The 14,371-nt window shown below is 45.0% G+C and carries 11 protein-coding genes; 6 read left to right on the forward strand and 5 right to left on the reverse strand.

Features of this window, described 5'->3' with window-relative positions; translation table 11 throughout:
* Positions 1–6 precede the first annotated feature (6 nt).
* From B649_RS03235 to B649_RS03260, 6 genes are all read left to right on the forward strand, one after another.
* Positions 7–3,396, forward strand: a complete 3,390-nt coding sequence (locus B649_RS03235; protein ID WP_015653074.1) for a molybdopterin-dependent oxidoreductase — start codon at positions 7–9, stop codon at positions 3,394–3,396.
* Between the two features lie 88 nt (positions 3,397–3,484).
* Entirely contained in the window at positions 3,485–4,102 is a 618-nt protein-coding gene (locus B649_RS03240; RefSeq protein ID WP_015653075.1) for a molecular chaperone TorD family protein, read from the forward strand.
* Positions 4,099–5,196 (forward strand): 4Fe-4S binding protein, encoded by a 1,098-nt coding sequence (locus B649_RS03245; RefSeq protein ID WP_291750928.1) that lies wholly within the window; start codon positions 4,099–4,101, stop codon positions 5,194–5,196. Before B649_RS03240 ends, B649_RS03245 begins: the two co-directional genes overlap by 4 nt.
* Positions 5,193–5,630: a hypothetical protein gene (locus tag B649_RS03250; protein WP_015653077.1), complete on the forward strand. Its 438-nt coding sequence runs from the start codon at positions 5,193–5,195 to the stop codon at positions 5,628–5,630. The genes B649_RS03245 and B649_RS03250 overlap by 4 nt, the downstream gene beginning before the upstream one ends.
* Position 5,631: 1 nt before the next feature.
* Positions 5,632–6,126: a hypothetical protein gene (locus B649_RS03255; RefSeq protein WP_015653078.1), complete on the forward strand. Its 495-nt coding sequence runs from the start codon at positions 5,632–5,634 to the stop codon at positions 6,124–6,126.
* 25 nt (positions 6,127–6,151) lie between these two features.
* Positions 6,152–7,960 (forward strand): diguanylate cyclase, encoded by a 1,809-nt coding sequence (locus tag B649_RS03260; protein ID WP_015653079.1) that lies wholly within the window; start codon positions 6,152–6,154, stop codon positions 7,958–7,960.
* A gap of 6 nt (positions 7,961–7,966) precedes the next feature.
* On the opposite strand, the gene B649_RS03265 is transcribed toward B649_RS03260, so the two are convergent.
* The 5 genes from B649_RS03265 to B649_RS03285 are packed head-to-tail and all read right to left on the reverse strand — an operon-like array spanning position 7,967 to position 14,265.
* Positions 7,967–8,647 (reverse strand): response regulator transcription factor, encoded by a 681-nt coding sequence (locus B649_RS03265; protein ID WP_015653080.1) that lies wholly within the window; start codon positions 8,645–8,647, stop codon positions 7,967–7,969.
* Positions 8,644–10,707: a cation:proton antiporter gene (locus B649_RS03270; protein ID WP_015653081.1), complete on the reverse strand. Its 2,064-nt coding sequence runs from the start codon at positions 10,705–10,707 to the stop codon at positions 8,644–8,646. Before B649_RS03270 ends, B649_RS03265 begins: the two co-directional genes overlap by 4 nt.
* 45 nt (positions 10,708–10,752) lie before the next feature.
* Entirely contained in the window at positions 10,753–11,436 is a 684-nt protein-coding gene (locus B649_RS03275) for a response regulator transcription factor (RefSeq protein WP_015653082.1), read from the reverse strand.
* The gene (locus B649_RS03280) at positions 11,433–12,422 is read right to left on the reverse strand and encodes a DUF4118 domain-containing protein (RefSeq protein ID WP_015653083.1); all 990 of its coding nucleotides are present in this window, start codon (positions 12,420–12,422) and stop codon (positions 11,433–11,435) included. The genes B649_RS03275 and B649_RS03280 overlap by 4 nt, the downstream gene beginning before the upstream one ends.
* 22 nt (positions 12,423–12,444) lie before the next feature.
* Entirely contained in the window at positions 12,445–14,265 is a 1,821-nt protein-coding gene (locus B649_RS03285; protein ID WP_015653084.1) for a KUP/HAK/KT family potassium transporter, read from the reverse strand.
* Between the last annotated feature and the right edge of the window lie 106 nt (positions 14,266–14,371).

The raw sequence follows: 14,371 nt of genomic DNA on the forward strand, positions 1-14,371 counted from the left end.
ATTATGATGTATTTAGAAAGTAGAAGAACATTTTTAAAAGGGACCGCGCTCACTGTAGCGGGTGCCGCAATCGCTAAAGGAGTTTTTACCGTTGATGCAGCCGCTGAATCGGTAAAAGAGAGCAAATTCACCAACACTCCTGATAGCCTCTCATTCTATCCTCCTCAAGATCAATGGAACCATTTCCAAGAACTTAGCGGTGTAGATTGGAAACGTGGCGGTATTGATCGTCACGGTGTACAGAGTGAAAACAATCCTGATGGGATTTATGTAAATGATTTCATGATCGTTCCGACAGCGTGTTCGAACTGTGAAGCATCATGCGGACTTACTGCATGGATCGATAAAAAGACGTTTACCGTTAAAAAATACATGGGAAATCCTCTTCACCCCGCTTCACGCGGACGCAACTGTGCAAAAGGGTACGCGGTTCAATCGCAGATGTACGATCCTGACCGTATCCCTTTCCCGCTTAAACGTGCGCCGGGTTCAAAACGCGGAGAAGGTAAGTGGATCCGTACGACGTGGGATGAAGCGATGTCTACCATCGGTAAAAAAATGGCCGATACGATTCGTAAAGGGGATCTTCTCTCTAAAAAATCGGTCATGTACCATGTCGGTCGTCCAAATGAAAACGGCTTTGTTCCTCAAATTTGGGAAACATTGGGATTGGATTCGTATAACTCTCATACGAATATCTGTTCATCCAACGGTCGTACTCCGACGATCTGGACAGCGAACGATGACCGCACCAGTCCGGACTGGGCAAATGCAAAACTTATTTTCCTAAACTCCTCTCATGCAGCGGATGCGGGGCACTATTTTCAGCAATCAGCAAGCTTTATCGCCGATGCGCGTAAAAAAGGGGCTAAACTCGTCGTTATGGACCCACGTATGTCGAACTCTGCGGGGATGTCGGATTTATGGATCGCGGCATGGCCGGGGACGGAAGCAGCTATTTATCTCTATTTAGCGAATCGTATCCTCAGCGAAAATATGACGGATAAGAAGTTTGTGAAAAAATGGTTCAACTGGGAAACCTTGATGAACGATTCCGAGCATCTTAACTTTATGGTTGAAAAAGGTCAAATTACTAAACTTCCGGCAGACCGCAGCTTTGAGAGCTACATGGAGCTTTTGAAAGATATGTACGCTCCGTATACCCTTGAGTATGCAGTGAAAGAGACCCATGTTCCTGCCTATAAACTCGAAAAACTCTATGAGATGTTTATCTGGGCAGGTGATGCGATCTCTACCTATATCTGGCGTGCAGCGGCTGCGGGTAACCGTGGTGCGTGGATGGGCGGACGTTCAGCCTATTTCTGTATCGGACTTCGTGGAGCTATCGGAACCGAGGGGGGAACCTTCTTCCACCACTGGCACGTTATCTCTGTCTCCGGTAAAGGGGGGAGCGCTACCGTAGGTCAAGGGATCTCAGGTGCCGATGTACCGAAAGTACAAGCATGGAATGAGTTGACATGGCCTCCTGAATGGCCGTTATCAACGTATGAGCTCTCATATCTTCTTCCACACCTTTTGAGCGATACGGCGTGGCAGAAAAAATGGACAGATCGCGGATTGACCGTCCCAAGCAAATTGGCGGTTTATATTCCACGTATGTACAATCCGGTATGGATTAATCCGGACGGTTTCCGTTGGATCGAAGTGTTGAAAAATGAAGAGATCATGGAGCTTACCATGAACCTCTCTCCGGTATGGTCAGAAACCAACTGGTATATGGACTATGTTCTCCCTGTAGGTCTTGCGGGTGAACGCCATGACCAACACTCTGAAGCAACGATGCCGGCACGCTGGACAAGCTTCCGTCAGCCGGTATTGCGTGTAGCGTTGGAAAAATCGGGCTGGAAAGCTAAAAATCCTGCCCGTGCAACCCTCGAAGCACATATTAAAGCGGGTCTGGGTGAAGTGTGGGAAGAGAATGAGTTCTGGTTCCAACTATGTACCGATTATATCGATCCGGACGGGTCTCTCGGAATCAAAAAAATGTGGGAATCCAAACGTAATCCGGGTAAAACGGTCACCATCGCAGAGTGGTACGATGCGGCGTTCGGGGACAACTTGCCGAAACTCAAAGAGACGGCTACCAATGATCCACGTTATATGAACGAAGAGTTCCCGGTTTATTCGTATCTTCGTGATTACGGTGTATGGATGGAAGAGGATAAAATCTTCAATGCACAAGAGCGTGAACTCAAATTTGAAGACGGTGAAGTTATTTCACACGGCCACAAGTTCGCTGCGGGAACAATGAGTGTTGGAGCGGGTGGAGTGATCTCAGCGCAAGATCATCACGGTAAAGAGAAAAAAATCGGTATCGAGATTGACGGTAAAAAAATGGAAGGGTTTGCAACCCTGACGAAAAAACTCGAATTCTATACCCAATGGGCTACCGATTGGCATTGGAGAGAGTATGCAATGCCGTTCTATCCTCGTAACGAGGATGAGAAAAATGAATACATCCATCTTGTATCTCATGTTAACCATAAATACATGACGGAAGAGAATTCATTTGCACTCAATACGGTATTCCGTTTGCCGTATAACATTCATACCCGTTCAGCGAACTCGAAACATTTGATGGAGATCTCACAGAATCATGATCCGATCTGGATTTCGACGAAAGATGCAGCTCGTCTCGGCTTTAAACGCGGTGATGCGATCCGTGTTCGTATTGTGGATACGGTTTCTGGTTTAGAAGGGGGTCATTTCGTTGCGATGGCGGTTCCGACAGAGGGTGTTCTTCCGGGAACACTTGCCTGTTCACACCATGGCGGACGCTGGAAGCTCACCAATGCGGTTACGATTCCAAACGGTGTAAGTGATGGAAAAGTAGCGCCGGGCGTGGCACCGCGTGATTTGAATAATAAAGAGTTCCTCTCCGAATCTCCGGCGAATGTCGGTAAAGCAGGTGGACAAAGCATTATCGATGATTACGAAGGGACAACCGGGCTTAACAGCTTCGGGGTTCCGGTAGCTGAGATCCAAATGGACGGAAAAGTAGGCAAACTCAAATACGTCGAGGGGATTAAACCTTTCCACACAGAGCGTTTCGCTGACTACAACCGTGACTCCGGTAATATTTGGTGGGATGGTTTGAGCGGTTCATGGCAAAATGCCGTTGCGGCTCCTCATCCTGACCCTGTTTCGGGTATGCACTGCTGGCACCATAAGGTTCTTTTGGAACCGGCACAAGCGGGAGATAAAATCGGGGATATTTTCGTAAACTACGATAATAATTTTAAAGTCTACCAAGCATGGAGAGACAAATTGACGCGTGGTTTGGATTCAAATTCAACCCTTCGCCGTCCTCGCCATATTAAACGCCCTTGGGTCAATCTCGATCCATCGGTCTATGAAGTGAGTATCAAGTCCTAAGGCTTGATACCTTCGTATAACACACTCTCATTAGGCACTTTTCAGCCTTGTAAGCTACAATCACGTTACTTTATTAAAGGTCATTTTTATGGATGAAATTATCGCACGCAGTAATTTATATGCGTTGTTATCACGAATATTGCTTCAAGAGTTAGATGTGGAACGTTTGGAGATTCTGCGAAACGATGAAACGGTTTTAGAATTTATGCCCCACTGGCGAGATTGGGAGCCGCGCAAAGAGATCGAATCGCAAAAGCTTTTGGAAGAGTATTTGAATCCTGATTTTACCAACCTATCACTCCTTCATTTGGTGCCGTATGAGACATTTTACACACGACCTGACCAGATGATCGAGACCGGGGGTGCCAATCCAGTGACCGATATTTACAGTTCTTACGACTTTCTCGTTGATTATGAAGTAGCTCGTGTCGTATCGTCCGATCATATCGGTATTGAGATGGAATTTATGCATCATTTGTGCGAAGCACAGCTTAAAGCACTCGAAGAGGGCGATCATGAAGCGGTACAAGAGTTGATTAATGTTCAACACAACTTTTTAAATTCCCATTTGCTCAAATGGGCACCGATGTATTTGATCAATATGAAATACGAGTCTCGTACTCCGCTTTATTACGACACGGCGGAGATGACGTTAGAATTTATCCTCTCTGATAACGAAACATTGAGTGCTTTGGTAAGCGCGTGAGTCTTTTAGAGCTTTCTCCTGCACAATGCGTTAGAGCGCTCAGTGTTAATTCACTCTGCTCTCATTGCGCTGATGTTTGTCCTACGAGTGCTATTGACCTCTCAGGACGGCTCCCCTCTATCAACCAATCGCTTTGCGTCGGTTGTGCGGGGTGTGTGGCGGTATGTCCGAGTGAAGCATTAAAATTGGATGATTTCAATCCGACAGAATTGTTCTTTAGTTTTACTGCCGATGAAGAGAATCTCCTTTCATGCCAAAAAAACATTCCTTGTATTGCGGCTCTCTCCTCGGAGCATTTGATCTCATTGTGCAGCTTGAAAAAAGGTCTGGTGCTGGATACTGGGCATTGTAACAGCTGTGACATTGGAGCCAAAGTACTGCAAGTGATGGGCGAGAGGGTAGAGAGTGCAAATTATCTCTTAGAGGCCATTGAGTCAGAGGGAAATATTATTTTCGAAGAGATCGGTTACAGCAATGGTGAGGGTGAGGAACCTAAGGATCGGAGAGATTTTTTTAAAACCTTTCATTTGAGGGGGATTGCAAAAGTCAAACATGATTTTGAAAAAGAGGTTCAAAGTACAACCGATGAATTTATCGAATCGGTGATTGACAGCTCTCATACGCAAGAGCTGCGTGCCAAAAAAATTACCGATCGGCGAAAACTCTTTTTTACGGCACTGAAGCGGGTCGAAAAGTCATCACAGTTTCATGTTGTGGATGCCCAAATGATCTCTTTTACCTCTCAAAAAATGATGGATGAGACCAAATGCACTGCCTGTCAGATGTGCTATCGTGTTTGCCCTACTGCGGCACTCACTTCGGATATGCGTAATTCTAAGATCGATTTTGATCCGTTTTTGTGCGTCAAATGCCATCTATGCCATGATGTGTGTGAAAGTGATGCGATCAGTGTATCGACATCGTATAACCTCAAAGAGTGGTTTGAGCCAAAGGTGCAAAATCTTATCACCTATTTGGTACGCCGCTGTGATGAATGTGACGCTCTTTTCAGCTCCGTCGGGGGGGAAAAAATCTGCCGCCGCTGTCAGCTCGAAGAAGAGGAAGCTCTTGAATTGTGGGGATTGAATACATGATGAATAATGATAATACTATTACTGTGGCTACGAAGCTTTACGGATATATTGCCGAAAATGCGCATAGTAGCCGTTTTTCGGTCACCCTCAATAAACTCTATAAAGAGAGTGGGTGTGATGCGATGATGATTCCGATGAATATACGCCCCGATGATGTCGCCTTTACGATTTCGCAAATGCGAAGCTCAAAGCTTAACGGGGCAGTCATCGCCAGTGAATATCAAGAAGAGGCACTTGGTTTGGTTGATGAAGCATCCGCTACGGCACAAGAAAATGGCTATTGCGATTGCATCATGATACGTGAGGGAAGATTGATCGGCGATTTGATTATGACGCGTGCATTGGAACGCTATGCCGATCGGGACGATTTTCCTGATGAGATTGCAATGCGCTCACAGTGTCACTATTTTTACGATTTAACTACAGGAGAATAAAATGAAAGCAAACGATTTTAGCGATTTAAAGGCTGAATTTGATGAATTTGTGCGGGGAAAATGTGACACTGGAAGCTGCGAGAGCGGTACCGAGGAGAATGATCCCGATAATGAACCGGTTCCGAGTTTTGTCGATGAGCTTTCCGATAAACTTTTAGCCCCTTATCACAGCGGGGTTTATTTCTCGCGTCTGGACATCAAACGGGTAGCCGAAGCAATCGATGAATCGATTCCGATTAAAGAGCGTAAAAAAATGATTAAAGCGCTCTTTCGTCATACGACCTCAAAAGAGTATTTGCGTTCAGCATTCGATGAATTCAACCGTCATTTTGGGGGACGTATTTTGATTTATCAAGAGCTTTCAACCGCATTTCCGGCATCTAAAGTACTCTTTGATGAGAATATTGCTAAAATCAAAAAGACACAAAAGATGCTTGATCAGATTACAGAAGATTTTGAAGAGATTGAACCGACGGATGAGCCGATGATGATTTAGGTGTATCTGAAGACGAAGGATTGGGATGAATTTTAAGCTCCGTGCACAAATCATTATAGCCTTGATTGTTCTTGCGGTCTCTTCTGTATTTACTTTTTTTCATATCTCTAATGAGAGCCGTTACGCACAAGAGCGGGCACAACGCTCTTCAGGAAATGTCAGAATGGCGTTTGACTCGATGGTACGTGATACAGAACATTTTTACATTTTTCGAGCTTATGCCAATATACGCTCCGAAGGGGTACTCGAAGCAATCAAAAAACACGATACCGAGACACTCTATCGTTTAACTCTCCCAAGGTATAAAACGCTCTGTGAAGAAAACCCCTCTCTCTCCATCATGCAATTTCATGCTGCTGATGGAACCTCTATTCTACGGATGCACCTCAAAGAACACTTTGGAGACAATATCGCCGCACGCAGGCCGATGATTCGCAGTGTTCATAAAAATCATAAAATGCTCACCGGATTTGAAGGGGGAATTGCCGGAATGGCATTTCGTGTGGTGATGCCGGTATTTGATAACGATATCTACGTCGGCGCTTTGGAATTTGGAATCGACACCTCTTATTTTATCGATAAAATCAAACAAATGACAGGATCTGAAAATATTTTGATGATCCATAAGGATGTATTGGGTGCTGCTGATGGATCTCTATATCAAAAGGGGATCGGAGAGTATCGTTACATTAGTATCTCTGAAGAACAGAAGCCATATCTGAGTGCCTTTATGGATAAAAATCCATTGATGAACCCTAAAAATATTCGTATTGATGAGAAAGATTATGAGATCAATCCTCTCTATTTACACAATTCAGAAGGGCGAAAAGTTGGTGTCATCCTCTCCATTAATGATGTGACGGGCAGTTACCAAAACCTTTTGGAGACAATTTTAGGAAGTATTATCCTGACGGTGCTTTTAATGGCATTGTTTTGGGGATTAATTGAATATACATTTGGTGCGCTCATAGGGAAATTAAATCTTCAAGAACGGTACATCAAAACCATTTTGGATTCGCAAAAAAATATTGTTCTTGTAACAGACGGTGAACAGATTATTTATGCTAATCAGGCATTTTCTGATTATTTTGGGTATCTATCCATCGAAAAATTTCGTCTTGAACACGCGTGCATTTGTGATTTTTTTGAAGCAGGTGAATCCAATGAATATTTACAACCGCAAATGGATGGGATACTTTGGACCGACTATTTGATTCAATACAATACTAAAGAACACAAAGTAAAAATGAGGGTGGGTGAGAAGGTTTCAATTTTCACCGTTCACTTGCAGAAGATGGAATATGAGAATCAGATACGTTATGTAGTCGTTTTTACCGATATTACAAAATTGAATGAATTGGCAACGCTAGATGTTTTAACTAAGGTTGCTAATCGGTTTCAGTTTGATAAAGTCTTAGAACATTCGATTACATTATCGCAACGTTACGGTCGTGCTTTGTCCATGATGTTGATTGATATTGATCATTTTAAAGAGATAAATGATAACTATGGCCATTTGGTGGGAGATGAAGTCCTAAAAATATTAGCACAAATTTTGAGAGACGGAGTTCGTAAAAGTGATGTGATTGCACGGTGGGGAGGTGAAGAATTTGTCATTTTGCTTCCGGACAGTGAACTCTCATCGGCAACAAAACTGGCTGAAATACTCCGTTTAAGGATTGCTGAATACGATTTTAAGTTGGTTAAAAAAATTACCTGTTCAATCGGAATTGTACGATGGAATGAGGGGGAAAATCCGGATCAGCTTTTAAAGCGTGTTGATGAAAAACTTTATTACGCAAAAGAGACTGGACGGAATAAGATTATTAGTTAAAATTTATTAGCCGATAAACCGATATCCGATCCCCGTTTCGGTCATGATCCATTTTGGGCGTGCAGGATCGGTTTCGATCTTTTGACGCAGTTGGTTGATAAAAACCCGCAGATAGTGGGTCTCATGCTGATAGCCAACTCCCCAGATCGCTTTAAGGAGCCATGCATGCGTGAGGGCTTTCCCCTGATTTTCCATAAACACACGAAGTAGTTTAAACTCTTTGGGTGTCAATTTAATCAATTCATCCTCTATACTCACAATCCGATTGCTAATATCCATACGCATCTCTTTCACGATTAAAATCGGTGAAGTTTCTGGTGCGGGAGGGACGCGGCGCAGGTTGGCATTGATGCGGGCAATCAGCTCATCGGTGTTAAACGGTTTGGTGACATAATCATCCGCTCCGGCATTGAGAGCGGCTATTTTATCCGCTTCATCATGGATCGCCGAGACGACGATAACGGGGGTTTGTTCATCTTCTCTATAACGCTCCAAAAATTTCACTCCGCTCATGTCCGGCAACCCCAAATCGAGCAAAATCAAATGGAAATGTTCATCTGCCCCTTTTTTCAGCCCTTCTTTTGCCGTAGAAGCACCCTCCGTCATAAAGCCTGCAAACGCTAGGGTCATTGCCAAGAGCCGACGGATAGAGGCATCATCATCCACGATCAAAATGCGCGGTGTCATCCCTCACTCCGAAGCGTTACATGAACGCAAAATCGGTCGTTTTCTAAATAAATCGATAAGATTCCGCCGTGCGCTTCTATGATCGTTTGCGAAATCCGCAATCCGATCCCTGAACCCGGTTTTCCTATCGCATTATCGAGCCGAATAGGGGAAGCAGCAAGGGACGCTATCGTCTCGGCTGAGGGGAGATCGCCGTTGTTAGAGATAAGTAAAGTGGTCTCATTAAATGCTGAGGTGATCTCAATACTGACGTCATCCCCGTATTTAAACGCATTATCGAGCAGATTCCCTATGGCGAGCTGGAGTAAGGCAATATCAGCATTAAGGGGTGGAATATCGGGTGAAAATGAGAGTTTTGCCTGTCGGCCCCAGTCATTTTCAGCTATGGCTAGTGCAGAAGAGACCACATCATCTATCCGAAGCATCGTTTTATTCAACGGTGTTTTTCCCTCTCGAAACCGCGCGTTCACCAGTAGGTTATCGATCACTTTTTCCATGCGTCGTGACCCCTCGACGATGGTTTGTACCATCTCCTCTTTATCCTTGTCGGCTAGGGTGAATTGTGGATTGGAGAGATTGCTGGCAGCTCCCCGTATCAGGGTGAGCGGGGTTCGCAGTTCGTGAGAGAGGAGATCGATCAAACTCTTTTGCATCGTTTCAACGACTTTATTCTCTTTGAATCCACGGGTAATGAGATTCAGAAACGGTCCGGTCATAATGGTTGTTACCAGTGCCATGACGACAAACATCGTGAACAATTCTGTGGAGAGTATCCCCATTTCATACCCGATATTAAGAACGACCAATTCCATGAGTCCACGGGTGTTCATAAGTATTCCCAGAGCAAACGAGTCTCGCCAGCTGAATCCCATGTATTTGGAGGCAAGGGCGCTACCGAAGAGTTTACCGAATACTGCAAGGACGATGATTCCGCCGCAGATCAGCCATGCGTCTACACTGTTGAGCAAACCGATTTCACTGCGTAATCCCGTTAGGGCGAAAAAGAGGGGTAATAATACCAAAAGACTGACGTATTCCAATCGGGGAGCGATAAGCTCTTTGAGTCTCGATAGTGCCGATGAGGGCATCATCGCCCCTGCCATAAATGCACCGAACAGAGCATGTACCCCGATCGCTTCGGTCGCAAGAGAAGAGAGGAGGAGTAAGACGATGATAAACGACATCCCGTTCATACTGAGCCGTTCACTCTGAGAGTGCCCAATTTTAGCGAAAAGGGGGCGTATGACGTAAAACATGATAACGACATACAAGGCGATAAGGAACAATAACACGAAAGAGGAACTGAGTGATCCTGAAACAGAAATGGCAATGATGAGGGCTAAAATATACCACGCCGTAATGTCATCGGCGGCGGCGCAGGTGATTGCCATGGAGCCATAGCGGGTGTCACCGATATTTTTCTCTTTGATAATCCGAGCCAGTACGGGAAATGCGGTGATACTCATCGCGATACCGATAAAAAGGGCAAAAGGGATAAAGGAGATATTTTTGGGAGCGAAGATCGGATAGAGCCAATAGGCTAATGCCACCCCCAAGAAAAAAGGGAAAATGATGCTCACATGACTGATAAATACCGAAGCACTCGATTGTTTTTTGATTTTATCAAAATCGAGTTCCATTCCCACGACAAACATAAAAAAGATCAACCCGAGCTGACTGATGAGATGGAGATTGCCGAGTGATTCTTTTGGAAACAAAGCGATAAACATATCCGGAAACAGTGCGCCCATGAGTGAGGGGCCAAGGATAATTCCCGCAACAATCTCACCCACGACGGTAGGTTGAGCGACAAAGGAGACCAAATAGCCAAAGAGCCGTGTAACAATCATAATAACGATAAACTGGATCAGTAACAGTGGGAGGGGATGGTGGAGCTGTTTTAGAAATGTATCGCTGATCGTGGAGGGTATCGATGCCGCAGGGGCTATAATTCCAGAGAATAGATGGCTCTCTAAAAGCGTTCCGTAATGGAGGATTCCCGCAATGGCGATCCCGAAGAAAAGGATCAATGCCACATAGATTAAAAGTGTCTTTTTCATCCGGAAAGTGTAGCGTAGATCGTCTCAGGAAAGTATCAAGAATACTTACCCAACAAACCGATACCCAATTCCTGTTTCGGTAACAATCCGTTTTGGACGGCTGGAATCGGTTTCGATCTTTTGTCGGAGTTGATTGATAAAAACTCGCAGATAGTGGGTTTCATTTTGATACCCGATTCCCCATATCTCTTTGAGAAGCCATGCATGAGTGAGGACTTTTCCACTGTTTTGCATCAGGATTTTGAGGAGATCAAACTCTTTTGGGGTGAGTTTTAACTCTTCATTCTCCAACATCACCGTATGAGAAGCGATGTCCAGCGAGAGATTGCCGCTTATCAAACTGGAATAAGAATCTCCACTATTACTGCCACTACGACGAAGTGCCGCTTTGATACGTGCGAGAAGCTCTCCCGTGCCAAAGGGTTTGGTGAGATAGTCATCACATCCACCCTCCAATGCCGCTATTTTTTCAGCCTCACCGGAGCGGGCAGAGAGGACGATGACGGGGGATTGACTCCATTCGCGAAAGCGTATCAGGAACTCTTTACCGTCCATATCGGGCAATCCTAAATCGAGCAATACCAGTGCTGGGGCTTCGATCGCGGCACGGTTCAACCCCTCTTTCCCCGACGCAATCGCTATTGGATGATACCCAGCCGCACTCAGTGCTACTTCGAGCAGTTTGCGAATAGCACTGTCATCATCGATAATTAAAATCGCCTCTTTCATCCCTCACCTCTATACGGAAGTTGCAGTGTCGCGCAAAATTGTACGCCATCGCTCATCGTCTCCACACTCCCAGCGTGCATTTTAGCAATTCGATATGCCACATACAGCCCTAATCCGATTCCCTCTTCGCCTCGAACATTGCTCAACCTCGAAAACGGCTTCCATGCCATCGAGGCTTCATTCTTAGGGGGGATGGACCCTGTATTACAAATACGGATCAATATCCCAACAGGATTTTGCTCTGCCGATACATTGACCGTATCACCGTACTTAAAAGCATTTTCTAGCAGGTTAAAGAGTGCCTGCTCGATCAAAACAGCGTCCCCTTGGATAGATGTAATCTCCTCATTTATCGTTAATTTTGCAGGGAAAGTGTGTTCTGTTTTCGATAATGCACTTCCTAAAAGTTCACGAATGTCGCACTCTTGGATTTTGAGTTTGAACATACCGCTTTGAAGGCGAGCGGTATCAAGGAGATTATCGATCAGTCGCCGCATCCGATGGGCACCCTGATCAATCGTGTAATAAAGCTCTTTTTTGTCTTCAGAGTTTAAATCGAGTTCTTCGGTGAGTAAGCCTGAGGATGCACCCATAATTGCCGCAAGAGGGGTACGTAGTTCATGTGACAAAGAGCCTAAGAGAGTTTCTTGGAGTCGTTCTGACGTCTCCAACTCTTTGGCAATAGCGGCCTGTGCACTTAACCATGAAACAATCTGTCCCACCACAATCATAATTACAAAACTAAATATATATCGGAGGTCATGTACGGTGAATGTAAAGGTTGGCGGGATAAAAAAGAAATTGAATGTGAGCACGGAAGCAACCGAGACAATCAACGTATCTCTACGTCCTAAGCGCATCGCGGCATAAAGTATCGGAAGAAGATGGATCATCCCGATATTAACCAGCTGAAGCTCCTCGCTAAAGAGTTTAGAGATCAGTGCAAGAGCGATCAAGAGCAAAAATGGGGGGATAATTGGGTACATGGCTAAATTATACCATTCATCACTAAATCTTCGCCCGACGGGCAACCCCAATCAGTTTCTCGTGAGGGAAATGGTAAAAGCTGACAAAATTTGGGGAGATATCTTTGATCAAAGCAAAAATTTTCCATAGTAAGCTATCGGATACAATCTCCTCATCCCCGTAAAAGATCGTACGCTCATCGATGTTTCGTTCACGTAAAATCGTTTCAACGTTGAGTGTCTCCATATATCCCGGTCGGATACTGAGGAGATCAAGCCCCTCACCAACGGGTGAGAGTTCACTCGTAACTCCATGCGGTTCATACGAGGGGTGGACGGTCACGATGATATTGCGCTCATAGATGATCCCGTTTTGGAACATGGTTTTGGAGATATAAGCAGGGATTGCATCGGCATTACGGGCAAAGAAAAGAGCCGTCCCCTCGACGTGGAATCCTTGAGCATAGCGTTTGAGATATTCACTCAAAAAGAGATCTTTATCAATCGGTACGAACGACGCATAGAGCCGTTTTTGCCCTTGGGTATAGAGGATTACAATAAAGAGCGGAACGGAGGCGATGATGAGAGACCAATACCCGCCGTGCGGAATTTTGAGCCAGCAGGAGACGAAGAAGACTAAACTCGTCAGCCCTGCAATAATGGAAACGCTCATTTTAAGGTATTGGCGTTTATACATGAAAATCATACTCATCAGTACACCCGTGATACTCATCGCCCCCGCAACCGAGAGACCGTACGCCGCCGCCAGTTTCCCCGATTCTGTGAAGATAAAGAGCATCGCAACGACACAGATAAACAAAAACCAGTTGATCGATCCGACATAAATTTGACTGCGCAGTTCGTTGGAGGTGTAGTTGACATTGAAATGGGGAAAAATACGGGTCGTCATTGCCTGATAAAGGACGGAGAAAATCCCGCTGATCATCGCCTGAGAAGCGATAATAGTAGCAACGACGGTCAATAGCAACATCGGAACATATAAATCAGGGACGAGGGTGTGATAAAGCTCAAAAAATGGACTTTTTGCCGCTTCGGGATGGGAGAGCAAAAATGCCCCTTGCCCGTAATACGAGATGAGCAATGCTACTGAAGCAAACAGCCACCCTTTGAGAATCGGAAGACGTCCAAGATGCCCCATATCAGCGTATAACGCTTCACCACCTGTCGCACAAAGCAATACATCGGCTAAAACGACAAAAGCGATATAAGGGTGTTGATAGATAAACTCAATCGCGTAGAGTGGTGAGATAGCATATAGGACGTCCGGCGATTGGAGGAGATAATACCCGCCCCCCAATGCAAGGGCAAAAAACCAAATCACCATGATAGGACCAAATGCACTGGCGACCTTTTCGATCCCTTTTTTTTGAACGGCAAAGAGGGCAAATGCGATTCCCGATGCGATAATAAGCAAGGTCAGTTTTGGGGTATCTTCATACCCGGGGATTAATGCAATCCCCTCAACAGAACTGAGGATACTGATGGCGGGAGTGATAACCCCATCCCCGATCATCAAAGATATGCCGATAAAGCCTAATGCCCCTACTAATGCGGTTATTTTAGCCCCTTTGAGATACGGTAATAACAGCTGAACCAGCACTACCGTTCCCCCTTCACCCCGTTTGGAAAGGCTTGTCGCCAACCATGCGTATTGGACAGTGACCAGCATCAACATCGTCCAAAATACCATCGATAAGATTTGAAAGATTGTCTCGGTTGTCGGCTGAACCAACAATAATATAACGGCAAAAGTATAGATCGGACTGGTTCCGATATCCCCATACACCACACCCAGTGATTTGATAACCATCATCTCACTTTTAATTCGTTCTTGTAACGTCATAACGTCTCTTTAGAATAGGATTTAGAGGTATATTATAAGGGTTATAATGTCAGTGAGGTCTCAGGATAGGGTCATTTGGTATAAAGAAAGTATAAAGAAGATCGCC

Origin of the sequence: Candidatus Sulfuricurvum sp. RIFRC-1, from assembly GCF_000310245.1 — a bacterium.
Taxonomy (GTDB): Bacteria; Campylobacterota; Campylobacteria; order Campylobacterales; family Sulfurimonadaceae; genus Sulfuricurvum.